The sequence below is a fragment of the Enterococcus nangangensis genome, assembly GCF_005405245.1.
Lineage (GTDB): Bacteria > Bacillota > Bacilli > Lactobacillales > Enterococcaceae > Enterococcus_J > Enterococcus_J nangangensis.
The window spans coordinates 74287-98654 of sequence record NZ_BJDR01000003.1 but is presented as its reverse complement, the minus strand read 5'-3'; the positions used below and the strand labels follow the sequence as shown (position 1 = coordinate 98654).

18 protein-coding genes are annotated in these 24368 nt (G+C 42.2%); 13 read left to right on the top strand and 5 right to left on the bottom strand.

Annotated features, from left to right (window positions below):
• Positions 1-17 precede the first annotated feature (17 nt).
• The 5 genes from FFM57_RS02180 to FFM57_RS02160 all read left to right on the top strand — a co-directional run bounded on the left by FFM57_RS02180 (position 18) and on the right by FFM57_RS02160 (position 9984).
• On the top strand, positions 18-791 hold the full coding sequence (locus tag FFM57_RS02180) for a maltodextrose utilization protein MalA (RefSeq protein ID WP_137598888.1): 774 nt from the start codon (positions 18-20) through the stop codon (positions 789-791).
• Entirely contained in the window at positions 791-3073 is a 2283-nt protein-coding gene (locus FFM57_RS02175) for a glycoside hydrolase family 65 protein (RefSeq protein WP_137598887.1), read from the top strand. The genes FFM57_RS02180 and FFM57_RS02175 overlap by 1 nt, the downstream gene beginning before the upstream one ends.
• Positions 3074-3269: 196 nt before the next feature.
• On the top strand, positions 3270-5564 hold the full coding sequence (locus FFM57_RS02170; protein ID WP_137598886.1) for a glycoside hydrolase family 65 protein: 2295 nt from the start codon (positions 3270-3272) through the stop codon (positions 5562-5564).
• 2 nt (positions 5565-5566) lie between these two features.
• A complete protein-coding gene (locus FFM57_RS02165) occupies positions 5567-7756 on the top strand; it encodes a glycosyl hydrolase family 65 domain-containing protein (RefSeq protein ID WP_137598885.1) in 2190 nt (729 codons plus the stop codon).
• Positions 7753-9984, top strand: a complete 2232-nt coding sequence (locus FFM57_RS02160) for a glycoside hydrolase family 31 protein (protein ID WP_137598884.1) — start codon at positions 7753-7755, stop codon at positions 9982-9984. Before FFM57_RS02165 ends, FFM57_RS02160 begins: the two co-directional genes overlap by 4 nt.
• A gap of 57 nt (positions 9985-10041) precedes the next feature.
• Here the strand turns inward: FFM57_RS02160 and FFM57_RS09815 are convergent, their stop codons facing one another.
• Both FFM57_RS09815 and FFM57_RS02150 read right to left on the bottom strand, forming a co-directional pair.
• The gene (locus FFM57_RS09815) at positions 10042-11592 is read right to left on the bottom strand and encodes a response regulator (protein WP_170999857.1); all 1551 of its coding nucleotides are present in this window, start codon (positions 11590-11592) and stop codon (positions 10042-10044) included.
• 2 nt (positions 11593-11594) lie between these two features.
• Positions 11595-13268: a sensor histidine kinase gene (locus FFM57_RS02150; protein WP_137598883.1), complete on the bottom strand. Its 1674-nt coding sequence runs from the start codon at positions 13266-13268 to the stop codon at positions 11595-11597.
• A gap of 228 nt (positions 13269-13496) precedes the next feature.
• On the opposite strand from FFM57_RS02150, the gene FFM57_RS02145 reads away from it, so the two are divergent.
• The 7 genes from FFM57_RS02145 (at position 13497) to FFM57_RS02115 (ending at position 20156) form a co-directional block, all read left to right on the top strand.
• Complete coding sequence (locus FFM57_RS02145) at positions 13497-14441, top strand: ABC transporter permease (RefSeq protein WP_137598882.1); 945 nt, start codon at positions 13497-13499, stop codon at positions 14439-14441.
• 15 nt (positions 14442-14456) lie between these two features.
• Positions 14457-15371, top strand: a complete 915-nt coding sequence (locus tag FFM57_RS02140) for a carbohydrate ABC transporter permease (RefSeq protein WP_137598881.1) — start codon at positions 14457-14459, stop codon at positions 15369-15371.
• Positions 15372-15389: 18 nt separating this feature from the next.
• Positions 15390-16970 (top strand): type 2 periplasmic-binding domain-containing protein, encoded by a 1581-nt coding sequence (locus tag FFM57_RS02135; RefSeq protein WP_137598880.1) that lies wholly within the window; start codon positions 15390-15392, stop codon positions 16968-16970.
• Positions 16971-17051: 81 nt separating this feature from the next.
• Positions 17052-17705: a YesL family protein gene (locus FFM57_RS02130; RefSeq protein ID WP_137598879.1), complete on the top strand. Its 654-nt coding sequence runs from the start codon at positions 17052-17054 to the stop codon at positions 17703-17705.
• Complete coding sequence (gene pgmB / locus FFM57_RS02125; protein WP_137598878.1) at positions 17702-18346, top strand: beta-phosphoglucomutase; 645 nt, start codon at positions 17702-17704, stop codon at positions 18344-18346. The genes FFM57_RS02130 and pgmB overlap by 4 nt, the downstream gene beginning before the upstream one ends.
• Before the next feature lie 133 nt (positions 18347-18479).
• Positions 18480-19862: a gluconokinase gene (locus tag FFM57_RS02120; protein WP_137598877.1), complete on the top strand. Its 1383-nt coding sequence runs from the start codon at positions 18480-18482 to the stop codon at positions 19860-19862.
• A 12-nt stretch (positions 19863-19874) separates the two neighbouring features.
• Positions 19875-20156 carry a DUF1905 domain-containing protein gene (locus FFM57_RS02115; RefSeq protein WP_137598876.1) on the top strand — a complete coding sequence of 94 codons (282 nt, stop codon included), beginning with the start codon at positions 19875-19877 and terminating at the stop codon, positions 20154-20156.
• Positions 20157-20230: 74 nt separating this feature from the next.
• On the opposite strand, the gene FFM57_RS02110 is transcribed toward FFM57_RS02115, so the two are convergent.
• The 3 genes from FFM57_RS02110 to FFM57_RS02100 form a co-directional block, all read right to left on the bottom strand.
• Positions 20231-20911 (bottom strand): L,D-transpeptidase, encoded by a 681-nt coding sequence (locus FFM57_RS02110; protein WP_137598875.1) that lies wholly within the window; start codon positions 20909-20911, stop codon positions 20231-20233.
• A 264-nt stretch (positions 20912-21175) separates the two neighbouring features.
• The gene (locus FFM57_RS02105) at positions 21176-22069 is read right to left on the bottom strand and encodes an RsiV family protein (protein ID WP_170999856.1); all 894 of its coding nucleotides are present in this window, start codon (positions 22067-22069) and stop codon (positions 21176-21178) included.
• Between the two features lie 15 nt (positions 22070-22084).
• Positions 22085-22549 (bottom strand): RNA polymerase sigma factor, encoded by a 465-nt coding sequence (locus FFM57_RS02100; protein ID WP_371851234.1) that lies wholly within the window; start codon positions 22547-22549, stop codon positions 22085-22087.
• A 294-nt stretch (positions 22550-22843) separates the two neighbouring features.
• Between FFM57_RS02100 and FFM57_RS02095 the strand changes: the two genes are divergently transcribed.
• Positions 22844-24367, top strand: a complete 1524-nt coding sequence (locus FFM57_RS02095) for a flavocytochrome c (RefSeq protein ID WP_137598872.1) — start codon at positions 22844-22846, stop codon at positions 24365-24367.
• Position 24368 lies beyond the last annotated feature (1 nt).

Here is a 24368-nt window from a genome sequence, read left to right as displayed (position 1 = left end):
CTTAAAGGAGTCAGCGTATGAAATTTCCCCTGAATTATTTTGCCAGTATCCTTAGTCCGACTCGTTGTTTTGCCGGTCGAAAAAATTTAAATTGGTTCCAAGCGCTAGTGACGCTAATCTTTTTAAACGCCTTATTGGTGATTCCAGTCACGTTATATTACGCAGTGGGGCTAGAACAAATACCCGTGGCGAACTTTTTAGGGGCGGACGCTGGTCTTTTAACCACGGAAAATGCGGCAGCCGTCCAACAAATAACAGTAGCAGACGGGCAATTGACGACACCGCCCTTAGAGTTAGTCAACACTGTCGAAAACAAAACGTATCGCTTAGCTTTTCTTAAGGATACTTGGCAAGTAGACGGCGTGGTAGAAGGGAAGGCGATGCATTATGAGATGCGCTACCCGAGTGACTTCAATCCGCAAGAAGTGACGGATCGTCAAAGTCTAGCGAACTTTTTAGGAAAGAATTTTTATCGTAGCAATCGGCCAGTGCTGATTTTGTCTTATAGCTTGAGTTTAGGCGTGATGCTTTTTGCCATGAGTTTCTTATTAATTATGGGGGGCGCCTTCTTCTTATGGCTCACCCGGAAAAGTAAATTTTCGGATATTGGCGATTTTCGCCAAGGTTTTAATTTAATGTTAAATGTTTTTGGTTTGCCAACGCTTTTGGCGATGGTGGTGGGGCTGGTGCACTTTGATTTTGTTTGGATGTTAAGCATTCAAACATTTGGTGGAGTTTTGCTACTCCTAGCGGTCTATGCAAAAACCAAATTTAAGGATGCAAAGGAGTAATGAAGATGTATAAACGCTTATTTGAAATTGATCCCTGGAAAATCAAAACGCAGACTTTTGACCGGGAAAATAAACGCTTGATGGAATCTTTAACCGCCATCGGCAATGGCTACATGGGCATGCGAGGAATGTTTGAAGAACACTACACCGGTGACAGCCACGCAGGTATTTATTTAGCCGGGATTTGGTTTCCCGATAAGACCCGGGTGGGGTGGTGGAAAAATGGTTATCCCGATTACTTTGGCAAAGTAATCAACGCCACGAATTTTATTGCTGTCGATATTTTAGTTGATGGTTTACTAGTGGATATTGGTCAAGATGCAAGCTTGATGCAAGATTTCTACCTTGAATTAGATATGAAATCCGGGCTATTAACGCGGAGTTTTGTCTATGAAACGCAAGAAGCGACGGTAAAATTTACTTTTCAGCGCTTTTTATCCATCGTCACTAAAGAACTCTCCCTACAAAAAATTAGTGTTGAAGTGTTGCGGGGCACACCAGAATTGAAATTTATTTCCCGCCTTGAAGGCAACGTGCATAACGAGGATGCCAACTATGAAGAAGTGTTCTGGGAAGAACGGAGTCAAGGCTTTGTAGGGGACACCGGCTTTGTCACTAACCGGACGATTACCAATCCTTTTGACGTACCACAATTTAGCGTGACTTGTGCTATGGCTAATCAAGTTAGCGGTGCGGCTTTGCAAGAAGAAACGGTCGGACCCCTAAATGTTGCGGCGAGCTTTACTGTGCCTACCCGTCTGCAGGAGGTCATTACTTTAGAAAAACAAGTGGCGGTGGTCACTTCTCGCGACTTACCGGAAGAAGAACAAGTGGCGCAAGCTCAAGCCATTTTAGCAGCCAACGCGGACAAAGACTTCGCCCAGCATTTACAAGAACAAACTGCCGCTTGGGAAAAACGTTGGCAACAAGCAGACGTTGAAATTAAAGGTGCTGATGACGCGCAACAAGGAATTCGTTTTAACTTATTCCAACTCTTTGCCACCTACTATGGGGAAGACGAGCGTTTAAATGTCGGACCGAAAGGCTTCACTGGGGAAAAATACGGCGGGGCGACGTATTGGGATACGGAAGCATGTATCGTACCCATGTATTTGTCCGTCACGCCACCTAGTGTGACTCGCAAATTATTAGAGTACCGTCATCAACAATTGCCGGAAGCTTTCATTAATGCTCAGCGTCAAGGTTTAGCTGGTGCCCTTTATCCCATGGTGACCTTTACTGGTATTGAGTGTCACAATGAGTGGGAAATTACTTTTGAAGAAATTCACCGGAATGGGGCGATTACCCACGCCATTTATAATTACACCACCTACACTGGTGATACGAGTTATCTCTACAATGAAGGGATGGAAGTTATCGTAGCCGTGGCTCGTTTTTGGGCCGACCGAGTTCATTTTTCAAAACGGCAACAAGCCTACATGATTCACGGGGTCACGGGACCAAATGAATATGAGAATAATATCAATAATAACTGGTACACCAATTACACGGCTCGTTGGCTCTTAAGTTACGCCTTAGAAAATTTACCGCAAGCGAATGCGGAAATTGTCGCTAAACTCCAAGTGACGGCAGCTGAAAAAGCCCACTGGCAAGAAATCATTGAAAAAATGTATCTGCCAAAAGATGACGAGTTAGGGATTTTTGTTCAACACGATACTTTCTTAGATAAAGATTTAACGCCAGTAGCAGAGATGGATCAAAGCCAACGCCCGATTAATCAGCATTGGTCATGGGATCGCATTTTACGCAGCTGCTATATTAAGCAAGCAGATGTCTTGCAGGGGCTTTACTTTTATAATGATGCCTTTACCTTAGAAGAAAAACGCCGGAACTTTGATTTTTATGAACCTTTAACGGTGCACGAGTCTTCCCTTTCAGCTTTAGTCCACAGTATTTTAGCGGCTGAACTAAGCTACGAAGAAAAAGCCGTGGAAATGTATCAACGGACGGCCCGTCTGGACTTAGATAATTACAACAACGATACTGAAGACGGTTTACACATTACTTCCATGTCTGGTGGTTGGTTATCCATCGTTCACGGCTTTGCCGGCATGCGTACTACTGACGGCTTAAGTTTCAAACCCTTTTGTCCGAAAGATTGGCAAGGGTATAGCTTTATGATTAACTACCAAGAACGCTTAATTGAAGTCGTGGTGGATCACGACTCCGTCACCTTAAGTTTAAAAGCAGGCCCCGCCTTAGCTTTAAAACTTTACCATCAAGAAGTGGTCTTAAAAGACACCGTCAGTATGGTCTATTAAAAAAATCCTCCCTTTAAAGCGTGACGCTTTTTGTCACGCTTTTTTGATTATGTGTCTTTTTCCGATGTGTCCTTTTGCGGGAACTAGCACTAAACAGACATTACTATCTCAAGAAGCGACAACTCCTGCCAAAGTCATTGAGAAAACGCTGACATTTTTTTACACTAAAGAAAAAAGCAGCAAAGGAGCAAAACAAATGGGGAAAATTGCAGACCGCTATTTTAAATTAGATCCTTGGCAAATTATTGAAGAAGGGTACGACCCAACCTATAGCGAGGTGGCGGAGTCCATCTTTTCTTTAGGCAATGAATACACTGGCGTGCGGGGGTATCCGGAAGAAGGCACGACGGATGCTAGCTTATTAGGAAGTTACTTTAACGGGATTTATGAAATGGGGCGCAACGTGAATCGGGTGGCTTATCGGGGAATTGTGGAGCGCACCCACTTTATGGTGAACACGGTGGATTGGTTGTACACGCGCATTTTTGCTGATGATGAACAGCTGGTAATGGGAAAAAGTACCATTAGTGATTTCAAACGAGTTCTGGATTTAAAAACGGGAACCTTAACTAAAACGTACGTGTGGACCACCGCTAAAGGTCAAAAAATTCAGCTGCAATTTTTACGTTTTTTACACATGGAAAAGGTGCAGCAACTCTACCAAGAAATTATCCTGACTTCGTTGGATTTTACAGGAGAACTGAAAGTAGTTGCCGCATTAGATTTTAATACCCGCCACTGGGGGGAAGATTATCGGTATTGGCAAGAGCTAGCTCAAAGGAACACAGAAGAAACAGCGCTGATTTTAGGAGAAACGAAGACGACGCAGCAGACCTTATTGGCAGCTTTCCACATGTCTTCTAGTGATCAAAAGGCTACCCGCACCCCCGTTAGTCAAGAACGTTTTGTGGGCCAAGCCTTAACTAGTGCGATGGAACCAGGAAAGCAATGGACGCTCCAAAAAAGAGTAGTAGCGCAAGCGAATAAAAAAGGACAAGGAATTGCCGATTTAGCGCCGGGGGAAGAACTTTTCAAGGACAGTTTACAGACCAGCTTTGCGGCTGCTTTAGCAGGACAAAAAAATTATTGGGAAAATGTTTGGCGGAATGAAGACATTGAAATTGTCGGAGATGAAGAGCAACAACAAGGCATTCGTTTCTGCATTTTCCAATTGAAACAGACTTATCACGGACAAGATCCCCACAATAATATTGGCGCTAAAGGTTTGACGGGGGAAGCTTATAGCGGGCACACTTTTTGGGATACGGAGACGTGTTGTTTACCTTATTATCTTTTTACTAATATTGAGGCTGCGAAAAATCTTTTAGGCTATCGTTACGCTACCTTGGAACAAGCGAAAGCGCGGGCTAAAGATTTAGATTGTCAGGGTGCCTGTTTCCCGATTGCTACTTTAAATGGAACGGAAGCTTGCGATTTGTGGCAGCACGCATCGTTACAATTCCAACCTAGCACCGGGGTGGCCTTTGGGCTGTGGCATTATCAACATTTTACAGCGGATACCAGCTTTTTATATGAACAAGGGTTGGAAATGTTAATTGAGATTTCACGTTTCTTGGTAAGTCGTGGTGCTTGGAACCAAACAGGTGAATATTTTGGCTTTTATGGCGTGATGGGTCCAGATGAATTTCAAATGATGGTAAATCACAATATGTACACCAATATCATGGCCAAATTTACGTTAGAGTACACGTTAGCTTTATTACAAGAAGTAAAATTAGCAAATCAAGAAATTTATCAAAAAGTATTGGCTAAAACAAATTTTCAAGCAACTGAAAAAGAATACTTTGCCCAATGTGCAGCGCAAATGCGTATTTTAAAAACAGCAGCGGGACTTTATGAGCAACACGACGGCTTTTTCGATTTGCCCCACGTGGAAATTAAAGAAATTCCAGTTACTGATTTTCCTTTATATAGTCACTGGTCTTACGATCGCATTTATCGTAACGACATGATTAAGCAGCCGGATGTTTTAATGTTTATGTTTTTATTGAATCAACAGTTTACGCCGGAAGAAAAACGAAGGAACTACGATTTTTATGAGCCGAAAACGATTCACGAGTCCTCCTTGTCACCGGCGATTCATTCAATTTTAGCTAATGAACTAGGTAAAGAAGAAGACGCTTATCGTTTCTTTGAGTTTGCCACCCGCATGGATTTAGATAATTATAATCGCAATACACGGGAAGGTTTACACACCACTTCCATTGCCGGCGCGTGGATGAATATCGTGTACGGCTTTGGTGGTGTTCGCTCAGATGCTTCCATCTTGGGCTTAGCTCCTAGCTTACCTAGAGAGTGGGAAAGTTATCGTTTTAAAATTATTTATCGCGGTTTGCATTTGCATATTAGTGTTACCAAGGAAAAAGTAGTTGTGCAGCTACAAGAAAACACGGTGCTTAAAGTAAAAATGTATCAAGATGAAGTCGTTTTACTCCAAGGAGCAAACGAATTTCCATTAAAGGGGCGGTGAGGATGAACCATTATGTAGTAGAAGAAGGTTGGCAAGCTGAAAACATTGTGAACTTTGGCAATAAATTTATGATTGGCAACGGCTATCTCGGCGTGCGGGGCACGATGGATGAAGCCACGAAGACTCAATTGTGTGGGGTCAACTTAGCGGGACTCTATGACCAAGTAGGGGACAAATGGCGGGAGCCCGTCAATGCCCCGAATCCTTTTTATACCCAATGCTTCTTTGACGAAGAAAGTTGTAGTACCCAAGAGACTGTTCCCCTGAAGCATCGGCAGTGGCTAGATTTATTGCAAGCACAACACTTTCGGCAAACAACATTTCCTTTAGCAGACACTCATACTGTGACGGTAACGAGTCGCCGCCTTGCTTCTGCCGCAAATGTACATCTATTGCTGAACGTTTATGAAGTACAAGTGACACGGGCTGGGGTGGTGCGAATCGTAACGGGAATTGACGGCGATGTGTGGGATATTAATGGTCCTCATTTAACAAACTTTACAAAAAAGACAGAGACTGTCATGAGCTTGCGCTGTCAAACGCAAGCGGAGCGTCAAGAAGTGGCGCTTGCCGAAAAAATTTTTGTTAACCAACCTTACACCGCAGAATTTGTGGAGGAAGAAAAAAGTATTTTCCGTTGCCTTACCGTCCCCTTAGCAGCTGGTGCAACGCTCCAAATAAAAAAAGTTTGCGCCATTTATACGGATAATGACGAAACGGAACCACTTTTAGCAGCGGAACAAGCCGTAGCGACGATGGAACTGACGGATTTTGAGGCGGCTTATCAGGAACACTTAGCAGTATGGGAAAAACGGTGGTGGCTAACGAATGTGGAAATTACTGGCGACACTACTGGTGATTTAGCCTTACGTTATAGCTTGTATCAGCTGCAAATCATTGCTCCTTACCACCGCAGCGGGGCGTCGATTCCTGCGCGGGGCCTATCGGGTCAAACCTATAAAGGCGCAATCTTTTGGGATACGGAAATGTTCATGTTACCGTTTTTTAGTCACTACGATCAAGAATTGACGCGGAATATTTTAACTTACCGCGTAAAGACTTTGCCCGCCGCTCGAAAAAAGGCTGCAAGCTATGGTTTTAAAGGTGCTTTTTACGCCTGGGAATCCCAAGAAAAAGGCCAAGATGCCACCAGTGATTACAACGTGATTGACGTCTTTACGAAACGTCCTCAACGCACGTACTTTAAAGACAAACAAATCCATATTTCTGGTGACATTGTCTACGGTATTTGGCGCTACCAACAAATGACGCAAGATTGGGACTTTCTATTAAACGGGGGCGCAGAAGTCGTCTTGGAGTGCGCACGTTTTTATGCTTCTTATGCAGTTTATATCCCGGAAAAAGAACGTTATGAGTTGCGAGACGTCTTAGGCCCTGATGAATATCATGAGCGTGTCAACAACAACGCCTACACTTCTAAAATGGCGAAATTTACTTTGCAATATGCCGAGGAAGTGTTACAAAGCTTAGGGAGCTATTATCCTTTAGCTTATAACGAATTGCTGACTAAATTAGGACTGGTTCCTGACCTGCCATTAATGGCCGACATTGCCGCGCGTCTTTATGTGCCAATACCTAACGCTACTGGTGTAATTCCGCAATTTGACGGCTACTTTGCTTTAGAAGATACGACACCGGCTGTTTTAAAAACCCGCTTGTTACATCCTAAAGAATATTGGGGCGGAGCGTACGGGGTAGCTAGCGACACGCAAGTAATCAAGCAAGCAGATGTAGTAATGCTCCTCACCTTGTTTGGAGCTGACTATACCCTGACCGAAAAAAAAGCGAATTGGGAATATTATGAACCCCGAACTGAGCATGGTTCTTCTTTAAGTGCCTGTCTTTACGGCTTATTGGCTTGCGAGATTGGCAAAAGTGATTGGGCTTATCCGTACTTCTTAAAAACAGCCGCCGTCGATTTAACGGGGGAAAGTAAGAGTTACGCCGGCGACTTATATATCGGCGGGACCCACCCGGCAGCTAATGGCGGGGCGTGGATGGTGGCTTTGCGAGGCTTTTGTGGGTTAAGGATTGAAAAAGGCCAACCGCAAGTAACTCCACGGCTACCACAAGCTTGGGAGAAGGTGCAGTTTAAAGTCCAACTTGCCGGTAAAATTTATCAAATAGTAGTGACCGCCACCACAACAACGATACAGGAGATTACGAGATGAAAAATATTTTTATTGTTGGGCAAGCCCGTTTTACTATTTTGACCCCGCAACTAGTGCGGATTGAATACGATAGCCAAGGGGAATTTGAGGATCGACCAACGCAAGCCGTGAGCCAACGGGACTTTCCTTTAGTAGATTTTGATTTGAAAGATACTGAGGAAAAATTTGAAATTATTACTAGTGCCTTGCGTTTAGTGTACTGGAAAAACCGCGTCTTTTCAGCGGAGAGTTTAAGCATCACCTTGAAAAATAATTTAACCGCCTACAACAATCGTTGGGTCTTTGGAATGCAGGTACCCACCTTAAAAGGGACTGCCCGCACCTTAGATGAAGCTGATGGTGCCGTTGAACTAGGAGAAGGGATTATCAGTCGGCAAGGTTTTGCCTTACTGGATGATTCCCGTTCCTTAGTCGTCGATGAAGCAACAGGAGAGTTACAAGCCACCCGCAAAAATCAAGTGGATCTTTATTTTTTCGGCTATGGTTTAGCTTACCAAGCAGCTTTAGAAGCGTACTTTCAATTGACGGGCTTTCCCCCTTTGTTACCTCGTTATGCGTTAGGCAACTGGTGGAGTCGTTTTTGGCGCTACGATGAAAATTCGTATTTAGCAGTGCTGGATAAATTTGAAGCAACCGGCATTCCTCTTTCCGTCAGTGTCATTGATATGGATTGGCACTTAACCGATGTACCGGCGCGTTTTGGTAGTGGTTGGACAGGTTACACGTGGAACCGTCAGCTTTTTCCGCAACCGGAAAAATTTTTAGCCCAGCTGCATCAACGAGGTTTAAAGGTTAGCTTAAATGTTCATCCAGCAGAAGGCATTCGCGCCTTTGAAGAGAGCTATCCGCAAGTGGCGCAACGTTTAAATTTAGATCCAGCTAAAGAAGAACCGGCGCAATTTGCTATTGAAGATTCAGCTTTTCGGGCGGCTTATTTCAAAGACGTCCATGAGCCCTTAGAAAAACAAGGCGTAGACTTCTGGTGGATCGATTGGCAACAGGGAACCTCCACGAGTCAAGCGGGTCTCGATCCTTTATGGCTTTTGAATCATTACCACTATCAAGCAAGTACGGAAAAAGGGGAGCCTTTAATTTTGTCCCGTTACGCAGGTCCAGGGAGTCATCGCTACCCAGTAGGTTTTTCTGGGGATACTTTTATTACGTGGGCCTCTTTACAATTTCAACCGTATTTTACGGCCACTGCTGCCAATATTGGCTACACTTGGTGGAGTCACGATATTGGCGGGCATATGCACGGCACCAGTAACGATGAACTAACGGTCCGCTGGTTACAATTTGGGGCCTTTAGTCCAATTAATCGTCTCCACAGTTCGGATAATCCTTTTGCTAGTAAAGAACCTTGGGCTTTTAAAGCAGCGACTGCTCAATTAATGAAAGAAGCTTTAATTATGCGACATCAATTGTTGCCGTATTTGTATACGATGAATGTTTTAACCCACGAAAAAGGTTACCCTTTGGTGAAACCTATATACTATGAACATCCGACAATTGGCGAGGCCTATGCTTTTCCTAATGAATATTATTTTGGCACGAGCTTTTTGGCGTTACCCATCACGGAAAAGACCCATGAAACAACACATTTTGCTAAAGTTCAAGGGTACTTACCCCCAGGCACTTGGGTGGATGTCTTTACGGGCTTTCGTTATCAAGGGGGGATGACGCTGGACTTTTATCGCGGCTTAGGAGAGTTCCCCTTATTGGTGCAAACCGGCACTATTTTCCCAATGGATCCGCAGCCTTTAATTACCAAAAATCAATTACCTACCATTATGGAGTGGCAAATATATCCAGGGGCCGACGCTGAGTTTTCTTTAATTGAAGATCAAGACGGACGACGAGCAACCACCCATTGTCATTATCAAGAAGCCACTGGTACAGTAACGATTCGCACCACCGGAGCGACGGAAATTTTACCTGTGAATCGCCGACATCTTTTTAAAGTCAATGGCTTTCACGCCCCGGTTCAAGGAGTGATTGTAGGTAGCGGTAGTTATGACGTTGTCTTACCACCGGTGGAACAAAATAAACATGAAATTTTATTCCAACGTTTAGCCGTCATGGACCTAGCTTATGACCTGAAGCGCTCTTTGTATGAAAAATTAACCAACGCTAAAAGTTATCAAGAACAAATGATGGTGCTCCAGCAATTAGCAACGCCAATAGTGCAAGGTGTGCTCTTAGAAGTGCTTAACTTACTTACCGAATAAAAAAAACTACTTTGTCGCCAGGAAAGAATGCACTATTCCTGAGGCAAAGTAGTTTTTTTAATTTAAATTGCGATAATCTAACGGCGCGTAGCCGGTTTCTTTTTTAAAAAGTTTAGAGAAATAAGAATAGTTGTCATAACCCACTTGACTGGCGATTAAGTAGACGGGGGAGTCGGTGTGTTGTAACAAATCTTTGGCCGCTTCCAAGCGCTTTTGAGTGATGTAGTTAATTAAAGTTTCTCCTGTTTCTTTTTTGAAAAGTCGTGCCAAGTGGTCGGGGCTTAAAAAGACAATTTCTGATAATGTCTTGCGGTTAAGGTCTTCTGTGTAGTGTTGATTAATGTAGTCGATTAAAATTTTGGCGATGGACTGTTTAGAGTCGGCCAAGTGCAAATAGTTTTGGGCAGTCGTTACGTAATACCTTAAGTAGTTGGTAAAACTCTCAATGGAGTTATAACAACGTTGCAGTAAAAAGTCGTGAGTCGTATTTTGAAAAAGCTTATGGGCGAGAATTCCTTTTTGAGCTAAGTAACTATCGATTTTTTGCAAGAAGTCCAGCCGCCAACTTTTTAAAATTGTCGTTTCTATGAGTCCATTGGTTTCATATTTTTGAAAATCTTGGGTCAAAAGAGTGGGGGCAATATCAGATTTTAAAAGGAGACTGTTAATATCTAAATTACAACCTTGATACTCCGTTGTAGGAAAATTAGGCGATTGGAAAAAGTAGAGTTGTTGCTGGTGACCCGTGAAGAAATTACTGATTTGCAACAAAGTTTGGGTTTGTAAGAAGAGCTCTTGTAGAGTCGTCTTGCCAGTAGTTAAGAATTGAATATCTTGTTGCATTTTTTGCTGCAAAAGATGTTGAAGTTGGCGCAGAACTAAATTTTCATCAGCGGTCGGTGTGAGGTAAAATAAAGCGCGATAACTTTCAGGCCGTTGTTCGGCTTTAAAGAGAGCGGCCAATTTAAGTTGTGGTAAAAGTTGGAGACTTTGGCGGAGGTGTTCTTGTAAAGTTTGTTCCCACCCCAGCGTAAAGGCTGTTTCTTGGGACAAGGAAAAGGTAAAAATGCACGGATATAATAAAGTATCCCGTTGTAAGCCTAAGAGTTCCGTTTGCGGATCAGCCAGCAGCTGTTGTAAAGAAGATGTTGTCGGCTGATAGAGATATTTATACCAAAAATTCATTTCTACAAGGTAAGGGTCGGCTACTTGTTTTTGTTTTTGCTGTTCTTTTTTTTCAGCAATCTTTTTTAACGCTTTATGAATAATCAATTCTAATTTATCAAACTCAATGGGTTTCAAGTAATATTCAAAACTTTGGAGCTCAATGGCTTTTTGTGCGTAGTTGAAGTCCGCATAGTTAGTTAAAAAAATTGTCTGAATTTCAAAATTTTCTTGGCGTACCCAAGAGAGCAATTGCAAACCAGAACCTTGAGGCATTTCAATGTCGGAAATTAACAAGTCGATAGCTTGGCTTTGAATGATTTCTTGGGCTTTGCGCATATTATTGGCAGCAAAAACTTCCTTGGCGCCTAAAGCTGGCCAATTAATTTTTTCTTGAAGAGCTTTAATGATATAGCGATCGTCGTCGACAATTAGGACCCGCATTGTTATTCCTCCTTCATAGGGTGTAAGGGCAAGATAAGTTGAATTAAGGCACCGTGGCCCACTTGATTTTTAAAGGTTAATTGATAGTTTTGGTGGCCGTACAATAAGTCTAAACGCTCTAAGGTATTCGTAAGACCAATATGTTTCCCGTCTGCTGTGATTAAGGATTCTTTGTGCTGCAGTTTTGTCAACACTTCTTCAGGGAAACCAGGACCATTATCTTTAATGACGATGCTTAAATGGCTGCGGGCAGTATTGGCATAGTTAATGTTCATATCAATCACTAACGATTGATCACCAGAGTAAGAATGTTTCACGCTATTTTCGATAAAGGTTTGCAATAATAGCGGGGGGACACCGGTAGCCCGTAAAGCGGGATTAATTTTCAAATAAAAATGAAAAGCATCGCCATAGCGTAACTTTTGAATACTTAAATAATCTTCAATGTGCTTCAACTCCTGATCTAAAGCTACAAAGTCTTGACTGGAACTAAATAAATAGCGGAGATACTTGGAAGTGGCGAGAGAAAGCTGCTCGATTTCCTCATAGTTCCCAGTATTTACCATACTGTGAATAGTGGATAAAATATTCAAATAAAAATGCGGCTGAATTTGTGAACGGAGGAAGTTTAAATCAATCCGTTTTTGGGCCAGTTCGGCTTCATAAACGTCAATTCGCAAGCTCTGCATTTCCCGCACCATATTGGTAATTTCATCATTGACATCTTTCAACTCGGTAATACTCTCATCACTTAAGGCGATGGGCTCTTCTTTGGAAACACGAATAATGCGATCGGTAAACCGTTTCACCGGCTTAATGACGTTGCGGCGGACATAAAATAAAATTACTAGCGCTAAAACCCCAATTAAGATAGGAATCAATAAAATGACAAATTGAAGCAGCAACATATTTTTAAACGCGCCGGGATAATCGATTAAGACATAAATGGGGAAAGGTAAGCTGGTTTGTTCTTTCGGATAGGAAAAAAGATGATTGCCTAAAAGTCCTTTAAATAAGTTATTCGCTTGTCCTTGCGGCTTTTCGATACTGACGATCCCATTCTTGCCGATATTCATACTCCGTAAAGGCTCTAAAATATCATCAACAGCAATGACGGCGTGGAGGGCCTTGTTTTGATAAACGACGGTACGTAGTAAGTAATCTTCGCCATTGACTTTCAGTTCTTCCCAAACGTTCACACTAGAAGAAGTAGTTTTTAATTCCGTATCTTGAAAATGAGCTTTAAAAATTTGGAAAGTTTGGTAACTCATTTTTAAAGAGGAGGCGTTGACGAAAAGATTCTTATTTTGAATTTGCGCAAAGAAGGTATAATTATTTGTCAGGGAATATTCAAAGTCGTTGAGGCGTGTGCGGAGCCCTTGGGTAGCTTTAGAGTACTCGTAGTAATTTTTGCCCTCTGCTAAATTATTTAAGGAAGTTTCATGAAGAACTGACCAAAACATAAAATGGTCAATGGCGGTTAACTCCCGCTGTAAGGAACCGGCATAAATATTAATGGAGCCGGAAACGTTGTCTAAATTTTGTTTTTTAATCGTCGTAATACTCAACCAACTTAAAGTAATGTTGACAAAGAGAATGGGAATCAGTAAAAAAATTAAGGATTTTGCATAGTAATCAAGGGAACGATTGGTAGTGCCCAAACGGAAATTTTTCATAACGCTGCCTCCTTATCATAAGTATACCTTAAGGCGCGCCATCCTACATGGTAATATTCCGATATCATTTGACTAAAATCGTCGAAAATAGCGGAATAGTACTTACTCACCAACTTTTAAAACATTTTTTTCTTGGAAGAATCGGAATTGTACATAAAAACGCTTTCAAAAACACTATCTGAAAAAGGACCTCCTCAGTATACTAAATAGTGAAAGGAGGAGAGCAAAATGGAAAAAGCTTCAGAAAAACCAGTGAGTCAAGGCAGGTGGTTAACCTTTAAGAAAAAAATTAAGCCCAGCTTGCCGTTATATGCGTTACTGTTACCATCCATCATCTTGTTAATCGTCTTTGCTTATGTACCGATGGGGGGCTTAATGATTGCCTTTAAGGATTACTCGCCGGCTTTAGGAATTCTCGATAGCCCGTGGGTAGGCTTCAAGCACTTTATCCAATATTTTAACTCATTTCAATTTGGCGTCACCTTAAAAAATACCTTGAAGATTTCGATTTACAGTATTGTGGTGGGTTTTCCCCTCCCGATTGTTTTAGCGTTAATCTGTAATCAAATTCGCGCAGAAAAATTTAAAAAGTTTTTTCAAGTAACCACGTATTTACCCCACTTTATTTCCACCATGGTGATGTGTGGGATGTTGTTACTCTTTTTATCCCCTAACAGTGGCTTAATTGCCAACTTCTTAAAAATTTTCGGGTTAAACATGCCGCAACTACTTTCTAACGCTACGCGCTTTGCTGACGTTTACGTTTGGAGTGATGTTTGGCAACACGTAGGCTGGGACAGTATTATTTTCTTAGCAGCTTTATCCGCCATTGATCCTACTTATTATGAAGCGGCAACGATGGACGGTGCGTCTCGACTGCAAAAAATTTGGAATATTGATTTACCTTTATTGCTACCCACAGCGATGATTTTATTAATCTTACGGGCAGGAGGATTACTCAATGTCGGTTTTGAAAAAGTCTTGCTGTTGCAAAATCCTTTAAACTTACAAGGCAGTGAAATTATTTCCACTTATGTGTATAAAGTGGGTCTGCAAAACTTCCAGTACAGCCTCTCCACCGCTATTGGCCTGTTTAATACCGTCGTTAACGTCTTGATTCTCTTTTTCGTTAACTGGCTTTCCCGCCGCACTACCAAGACCGGACTATTTTAAGAGAGGAGAAACATCATGGAAATTGCTAGTCGTAACAAACGCAAAACCCACAGTAAAAAAACAAAAAATGAAGTAGTTTTCGATATTTTCATCTATGGCATTGCTATCTTGCTGATTTTATTGATTGTTTATCCTCTATGGTTTGTAATTATTGCCTCCTTCAGTGATCCTTCTGATGTGGCAAACGGCCGCATTTGGTTTTGGCCGCAAGAGTGGCGCTTAGACGGGTATCAAAAACTATTTGAACAGTCCTTAATTTGGCGTAGTTATCTCAATACGATTTTATACACCGTTGCCGGAACACTCTTTGCTTTACTCGTGAATATTCCCGCCGGTTACGCCCTTTCGCGGAAAGATTTATACGGGCGCAAGTTTATCGCTTTGGTTTTTGTGATCCCCATGTTTGTGAGTGGGGGCTTGATTCCTATTTATTTAACGGTTAAGGCAGTAGGCTTACTCAATAATTTTTGGGTAATGGTGATTCCTTTTTCCGTCTCTAGCTACAACATTATTGTGGCGCGTACTTTTTTCAACAACAGTATTCCAGAGGGGCTGTGGGAGGCAGCACAAATTGATGGTTGTAGCACGATTCGCTATTTAACCAGTATCGTTTTACCTTTGTCTAAAGCCATTTTAGCTGTAATTGGCTTGTGGACCGCAGTAGGCATTTGGAATTCTTGGTTCAACGCTTTAATTTATTTGCAAGATGAAAATCTGCAACCGTTACAATTGATTTTACGGCGCTTATTGATTAACAATCAAATGTTGCAAACGCAAGTTTCCGGGAGTCTCGCTTCTGAATTGCGGGCAACAGCAGATATGATGAAATATGCAGCGATTGTGGTCTCAACCGCGCCTATCATGATGCTTTATCCATTTTTACAAAAGTATTTCAACCAAGGGGTCATGATTGGTGCGATCAAAGAATAAATTTTAGGAGGAAAAAAGATGAACACACGGAAAAAATTTGGTGCTTTGCTTTTATCTTGTGCCGCATTAGGTACACTAGCTGCTTGCTCTAGCGGTAGTGATGACGCTAAAAAAACAGACGAAAGTGGTAGTAAGTCAGAAGAGTCCTTTAAAGTCACCACCGTACGTTGGAGTGACTGGGGGGATGATTTCCAAAAAGGTTTCTTAGAGGAAAGTGCCAAAGATGCTGGTGTCAAGATTAACTGGGATGTTTATGTAAATGCCGATTGGGGCGATAAAAAAGCGGTGCTCTTAGCCGGTGGTGATTTACCTGACGCTTTCTTAGGCTCCATTACCTTAACCGATGCTGAATTAGCGCAAAACCAAGGAATGTTTATCGCTTTAGATGAATATATTGAAAAAGATATGCCTAACTTGTCAGCCGCCTTAGCTAAGGAACCTAAACTTAAAGCCTTAATTACTTCCCCAGATGGCCATATTTACAGCTTACCTAAAAAATTACCAATGCGGCCAGAAATTGCTAACCAATTATTTATTAACAAACAATGGTTAGACAACTTAGGCTTAGAGATGCCAGACACTTATGAAGACTTTATCAATGTCTTAACCGCCTTTAAAGAACAAGACGCCAACGGCAATGGCGATGTCAACGATGAAATTCCTTACGGTGCCGGGAACTTTGATCCAACCTTCAGCTTTATTTTACCTTTTGATAACCGTTTAGGGATTGACGGCACGTATGAAATGTCCTTAAAAGATGACAAACCTGTTTACTTACGGACTGAAGATAGCTATAAAGACGGTATTGCCTGGATGCATGATGCTTATGCCAAAGGGTTAATTGATTCAGAATTATTCACTCAAGACCAATCCATGTCTGATGCAAAACGGATGGATAAAGATGTCTCCTTAGTAGGTGTTTCAGTAGGTTGGACCGCCGATGCAACTTTTGGTTTACACGCCGATGAATATGTCGCTTTAACGCCACTTGCTGGACCTGATGGCAATCGTTACGTTTTCTCTGACCCAGACCATTATAACTACGGTCGGAATGAGTTTATGGTGACCACCGCTTGTGAAGATCCCGCTGCTCTTTTGAAATGGGCCGATAGCTTCTACACGGATGATGCCAGCATTCAAACCTATTATGGGTCCTTTGGTATCGGAACAGAAAAAGATGGGGATAACTATCAAGTTTTACCACCACAAAATGATGAATCTGCCGACTCTTGGGCTTGGATTAACTCTTTACGGGACTTTGGTCCGAAGTATATTGAAGATGGCTTCAATGATCGGGTAACCATTGACGATACGCAAGGGGACGGTTTGAAACTGAAATTAGACGCCGAAGTTAATGAATATGCTTTACCAGGCTTCCCTAACGTAACGTATTCCAATGAAGAACTTAGCAAACTCTCTTCTATTTACGTGGATATTTCTTCTTACGTGACGCAAATGGCTTCTAAATGGATTGTCGAAGGCGGCGTGGAAGAAGAATGGGCCGACTACTTGAAGCAATTAGACAGTATGGGAATTAAAGACTTTATGCAAATTCAAAATGACGCCTACGATCGTTACGTGAAAACGGTAGGGGAATAAAAAAACTGAAGAGGTTGTGTCCTAGCCAACCTCTTCTTACATAGTAAAATAATTGCGAACTATAGAAAGGAAGGATGCACCATGTTTGCTAAAATGATGTCTTTAGAAAGTCCCATCATCCGTTTACTGACCCGGCTGACAGATTTAGTTTTACTTAATGTCCTTTTTATCCTCACCAGCTTACCCTTAGTGACGATTGGCGCTTCCTTAACGAGTCTTTACGCCTGCTGTCAACGTCTCTTGCGGGGACAAGGCGGGCAGCTGACCCTTACTTATTTTCAAACGTTTCGCCAAAACTTTAAACAAGCTACGACCCTCTTCATCCCGCTTATTTTACTTTTGGCTGTTTTTAGTTTAGACGGAATTTTAATGTGGCAACAAACCGCCGTAATTAAAGTTATCGGTTTGGGTATTTTAGCCCCCTTTTGTGGAGCATGGCTCTTATTGCTTACCCTAGGCTTTTCTTATTTGGGGCGTTATGCTGATTCTTTACGCCAAACGATTAAAAATGTTTTCTTACTGGCTTTAAATAATTTTCTAAAAGCTATTTTACTCGTATTAGTAAACGGAGGCTTGATTTACCTCGCGTTAAGTACACCTGATCGCTTACTTACGGCTATTTACTTTTGTACTTTTGGCGGTTTTGCCTTAGTGGCCCTCCTCAATAGTCTCCTCATTAAAAAAATCTTTGACTGGGGGGATCAACAAAATACCAAAGGAGTGAAGCAAGCATGAAAAAATATCACGGTGCCCTTTTTGATTTAGATGGGGTCTTGGTGGACACCGCCAAGTATCACTTTTTGGCCTGGCAAGAACTAGCACAACGTTTAGAGATTCCCTTTACTTTAGCAGACAACGAGCGTTTAAAAGGCGTCTCCCGTATGGCTTCCTTAGAAATTTTACTTTCTTTAGGGCGGCAAACCTATTCAGTTGCCGAAAAGACAGCGCTAGCTGAGGAGAAAAATCAACGTTACGTAGCCCTCATTGAAAAAATGACACCGGCTGAAGTTTTGCCAGGGGCACGCCAACTTTTAAAGGATTTGCACGCTCACGGCGTCAAAATTGCCTTAGGATCCGCCAGCAAAAATGCTCCGCTGATTTTAGCCAAAACAGAACTAGCACCGCTTTTTGATGAGATTGTCGATGGTAATCTCGTACATCATGCCAAGCCAGATCCAGAAGTCTTTTTGGTGGGCGCCGAAAAGTTAAGTTTAACACCAGCCGATTGTGTCGTTTTTGAAGACGCCGCCGCGGGTATTGCCGCAGCTAAAGCAGGAAAAATGTTTGCTGTCGGTGTAGGCAATCCCGAAATTTTAAAAGCGGCAGATCACATTGTACCAGACTTAGCCCACTTTGATTTTCACTTATTATTTTAGCTTAGTTATCAGTTGCCCTCCTTTTCAAGCGTGATGCTTTTCGTCACGCTTTTTTTGCTGAGAAACGCACTCTTAGTTGTCTTTTTATGCGTTGTAGCATACAGTAAAGAAAACGACTGTTAGGAGGGACGCGATGCTAGCTTATTTTTTAGCCATTGATGTGGGCACTACCGCGATTAAATTCACCGTCATCCACGAAGGACAAGTGCAAGCTGTGCATCAAGAGCAGGTCATTAGTTATCAAGAAGGTTTAGCTCATTTTCAACGGGCTGCTGAAATTTTAATGCAAGTGAAAAAAGGCATCTTAGCGTTACCGAAAAAAATACGTGCCCAAATTAGTGGCTTGGGTTTTTCAACGGCGATGCATAGTTTAATGCCGGTGGTTAATGGAAGCACGCCAGATAAAATTTTTCTCTGGTCTGACCAACAAAGTGGGGCCTGTTTAAAGAACTTTAAAGAAAAAAATCCTGAGCTTGCCGAAAAGTTTTATTTAAAAACCGGAACCCCTATCCATGCCATGTCCCCGTTTGCTAAAATTTTATTTTTTCAAGCAGCGAAAACATACGGTGCAGAGGTTGCTTGGTACGGCATCAAAGAATGGCTGCTGTACAATTTTTGCGGTGCGTACTATCTAGATTATTCAGTGGCTTCGGCAACTGGCTTATTTAATCTGGCGGAAAAAACGTGGGACGCCGAAATTTTGGCCTATTTAGGCGTAGACATGGCCCAACTTGCAACATTAGTGGACACTACCGCAACTTTCTCCTTAACCGCTGCCCTCAGCACCGAATTAGGTTTGACCCAACAGCCGCAAGTTTTGGCTGGGGCCAGTGACGGTTGTTTAGCAGCTTATGCGAGTTTTATTGCGACGCGTCTGCCAGATAGTTTGACGATTGGTACTAGTGGGGCCGTGCGTAAAGTTAGCAGCACGCCGCTTTTAAAAGCGGCGGGACAAAATTTTTGCTATTACTTACAAGCTAATCAATACGTGGTGGGGGCACCCACGAATAATGGTGGCAATATTTTAGCGTGGGGGCAGCAACAATTTTTCCCCCACGAAGATTTTTATCAATCCTTGAACGGCTACTTAAAAGAAACAACGCCTGGAGCTCACGGCCTGCGTTTTTTTCCGTATGTTTACGGGGAACGGGCACCTTTTTGGTCCAACGAAAAAAGCGCAGAGTTTCGCGGTTTCACGCCGCAAGTGACCCGCAGTAATTTAGCGCGCAGTTTAGTAGAAGGGGTTTTAATGAATCTCAAAGTACTGCAACAAATGGTGGGGGAAACCAAGGCGTTGTCTTTAAGCGGGGGCTTTTTCCAAAACGCCACCTTGACGCAAATGGCGGCGGACATTTTAAATGCCACCTGCTACTTGGCTGCTGAAAATGAACCCACCTTTGGCTTATATTATTTAGCCGGTGGCGTGCGGCAAGCACCGGAAGCTAGTCAGATTTTTCAACCCCAAAGTCAAAATGCTGCCACCTATGAAAAAATATTCGTAAATTATTTTGCTTAGGGGAGGAGTTTAATGCAAGAATATCAATTCGTCAGTAAAATTTATCCTTCCGAAGTAGGCAAAGGTGGAGCTTATGTCATTTTTCCTTATGACTTGCGGCAAGTAACTGGCAAAGGTCGTGCCCGCGTGACCGTCGACTTTGAAGGTATCCCTTACACGGGGAGCATCGTCAATATGGGAGTCAAAGATGCCGCAGGAGAAATTTGTTACATCTTAGGTATCCGCAAAGATATCCGCCAAGCGCTGAAAAAAGAGATTGGCGCTAGCATAACCGTGAAACTGCATTTCTTATAAAAGTAAAAAACCATTAATCTTCAGCCCCGAGCTAAAGGTCAATGGTTTTTTGTTGGTCTAGTGGAACATGTTGTTTAACTGATGACAACTTTCATGCCCTCAATGGCATTTTCGTAAAACCACTGGGCATCGGCAATACTTAAGCGAATGCAGCCGTGAGAAATGGGTTCTTTGCCTAACTCTTCAGCTTCTGCTACGATATATTCGCCATTTTCGTCAATAGGGACGGAGTGGAATAAATAAGTCCCATGATTTTTAAAAGAAACCCAATAGTTGGCCCCTTCACCAGAATTTTGGTTAAAGAAAGTGTCCCCCCGCTCAGGTTCAATGACGAATTCCCCAATGGGGGTAGCATTATCTTTGCCTGTGTTGCAAAGCATCGTGTATAACGTTGTTGTTCCTCGTTTAATGTAGGCACGTTGTTGGGCAATGGAAACATCCACCCAATCGCCTGTTTGGAGTGTTGGGTAAGGAATGTTTTCAGAGGGACCTTGCCAGTCAACCGGCTCCTCATTCTTAGTACTAGAGCTAGGCGTTGTTTCATCAGCCACCGTTGAGCTAGTGGTGGTATCCGTAGCTGCATCAGTCTTCCCAGTTATTTCCGTAGTGCTCGTATCGGTCTTTACTGCAACTTGTTTTGTAGTTTCCGTTAATTTTTTGTTTAAATTTGTAGAAAAAAGGCGATAAGTGCCAAAGCCAAGCAAACAAATTAAAATGATGCCCAGTAATCCCTGCGTTAATTTTTTCTTAGTCATGGTGAATCCTCCTGCTAAACTTGTTAGCTTCCACATCAAGTACTACCTAAACCTTGTAAAGGACCGCTAGAAGCAAATTGATTGTAACACATCACGAAATTTACAGGTCACTTTTCAAAATATTTTTAGCGAAAAATAAAATTTTTAGGTCAGAATTTATTCTAGCACCTTCCGGAAGAACTCTCCAAAATTCTGTTTCTAAGAGCTTAAAATAAAAAAACCTGCGCCACTAGTGCAGCGCAGGTTCTAAAAGTTTTAATTTAACTAGCGGGTTAAGTAGTCACCATCAACGAGTAAATCGGTAAGTAAATCAGTAGGAATCGTGAACTCTGTTGTGCCGGTGGAGTAAGGCCCAATTTCATGCTCACCAAAGACGACGACGAGTTGATGCTGTTGATTAATGTAAAAGCTTTGATCCTCCTTGATTTTGCTAAAAGGTGGCGTATCAGCAGGATGGTCTTCTGCTGTCCAATATAAATGGGGATCGCTCTTGATGTTTTCAGCCATTTGGCGTTTTACTTCTTGAGAGATGGCGGCGATGTAGTCATTATTTTTAAAGAGCAGCGGTAAGGAGAGTAAGGCATCATTCGTCTTATCCACTGTATCATAGGAAATTTTTTCTGAAGAGCTCGCTTGAATCTCGGTTACCCAATGTTTAATCACTAAGAAGCGTTGGTCGTCTGTTACTTTTTCGTAACCTGAGTTCACAGAGATATAAGCATCAGGATCTTCTCCAATCGTTTGTTGAAAATCTTGGTACTCTGTTTGGGCAGCTTGCAAATATTTAGCGTTTAATTCATTAGCTACGGAACTTTTAGCTTTCAGTTGCGCTCTATCAATGCGGACTTCCTGATGGGGACTAGCCACTTCATGTTTTTGAAAGGTTACCAAAGACACCAAAGCGCCTAAACCTGGCACGTCAGCTGCGGCGTTAGCTACTGCTGGTACGGTATTGACGAGTAAAACGCCAAGGGTAAAAATACCCAACAATGAAAAACTCGTTTTTTTCGTTGTATTCAAAATTTGTTGATGTTTTACTTTTTTTTGCGCACTGGTGTAGCAGGTGGAGATTTCTGCTGCTAAATCAGTAGGCAAAGGTTGCTTTTTGTAGCTGAGGGAAAGGATTCCCAATAACTTTTTGGTTGTGACTTTATTCACCACAAAACCTCCTCTTTAGTCCGTTAGAACTTCCTTAAGCTTATTTAACGTGCGATACATCGTAGTTTTTACGGTGTTTTCATTCATGTCTAAAATTTCGGCAATTTCTTTTAAAGTAAAGCCTTCAAAAAACTTCAGCAAAATAATTTCCCGACCAGGACTATTTAAGCGGGTTAAGAGTTGCTGTAGCTCTAAGCGATCGATCAAACCAAAGTTATCATCATCTAAAGTCAGATGGACTTTTTCAGTGGAAATGATTTCCGGATCCCGTTGTTCTTTGCGCCACGTATCAATCCCTGTGCGCACTAAAATTCGATAGAACCACGCTGGAAAATTATCAATCTCTTTGGTTTTAGGAAAAGCGAGGAGGGCCTTTTGAAAACTTTCCGAAATGACATCGTAAGCTTCTTGCTCATTGTGGGTATAGCTTAAGGCAATTCGATACATTTTTTTGTAATCCGACAAAAAGAGCTCCTCCAGCTGACTTTGGAAAAGTTTAATTTTACGACGATGTTTTATTTTACCAAACAATCTGGATGCCCCTTTCTTGCGGTACATAATATAAGACGAATTAAGATAGAAAAAAGTTTCAGCTATAAAAAAATTGTTATCTCTATCATAAGTTATTTTACCGGTAAAAAAAAGACTCCCAAACCTTTTCTTAAGAATTTCCTCACGTTTTTCCCCAATTTTTCTTTGCGCTACACCATGAAACTCTGAGATTCATGTGATAAAATGAACATTGTGAAAATTTCAGAAAAGGGGAGAAAAATTATGAAAAAATCACATGTGTTTGTTGGGTTAATGGCAAGTTTTCTTTTACTAGCTGCTGGTTGTGCACCAGATAAAGCAAAAGAAACAGCTAGTTCTAGTAGTAAAACAGGAGCAAGTTCTTCTGAGGTAACTTCGGGGGCTTCAGAAAAAACATACACCGACGTCAGTGAATTGCAAGATTCTTACGATGTCGTGATTATCGGTTCTGGTGGTGCGGGGATGTCTGCGGCCATTGAAGCCAAAGATGCGGGGTTAAAGCCAGTCATCTTAGAAAAAATGCCAACGATTGGTGGGAACACCAATAAAGCTTCCAGTGGGATGAACGCTTCAGAAACAAAATTCCAAACAGCCCAAGGCATTGAAGATAGCAACGATGCTTTTTATAATGAAACTTTAGCCGGTGGCCACGGTACTAACGATCCAGAATTATTACGTTACTTTGTGGATAATTCGGCCAGCGCCATTGAATGGTTAGATGAAAATGGCATCACCTTAGACAACTTAACCATCACTGGTGGTATGAGTACGAAACGGACGCACCGGCCAACAGACGGTTCAGCCGTTGGGGAATATTTGGTAAAAGGTTTGTACGAAAATGTTGAAAAACGGGACATTCCTGTTTTTGTCAATGCTGATGTGCAAAGTCTTGTAGAAAAAGATAATCAAGTGACTGGCGTGAAAGTTAGCATTGAAGGTCAAGACGCTGTAACCGTAAATGGTAGTGCCGTGATTGTAGCGACAGGTGGCTTCGGGGCTAACCAAGACCTGATTACCCAATACCGTGCCGACTTAAAGGGTGTCGTGACAACGAACCAAGAAGGTAGCACTGGCGACGGAATTAAAATGATTGAAGAAGTTGGCGGTTATGCAGTAGATATGGACAAAATCCAAGTGCATCCAACAGTGCAACAAGACAAAGGTGTTTTAATTGGGGAAGCTGTTCGTGGTGAAGGTGCGATTTTAGTCGACGCTAACGGTAATCGTTTCGTCAATGAAATGGACACGCGGGACAAAGTAACGGCTGCAATCAACGCTTTACCTGAAAAAGCTGCTTACCTAATCTTTGATCAAGGTGTCCGGGATCGGGCAACAGCCATTGAATTTTACGATGAACAAGGTTATGTCGAAGAAGGTAAAACCATCGACGAATTAGCTGGTAAAATTAAGATGGATGCGGCTACCTTAAGCAAAACGTTAGACGCTTGGAACACCGCCGTCACCAGCAAGAGCGATACTGCTTTTAACCGGACGACAGGGATGGACGAAGCACTAACTACGCCATCATACTTTGCGATTAAAATCGCACCAGGCATCCATTACACAATGGGGGGCGTGAAAATTAACACCAAAACCCAAGTAGAGAAAAAAGATGGTTCCACAATTCCTGGCCTTTATGCCGCAGGGGAAGTTGTGGGAGGCTTACATGGGGACAACCGGATTGGCGGAAACTCCGTTGCCGAAATTATTATTTTCGGTCGCCAAGCAGGGACCCAAGCTGCTGAATTTGTAAAAAGTAGCAAATAAA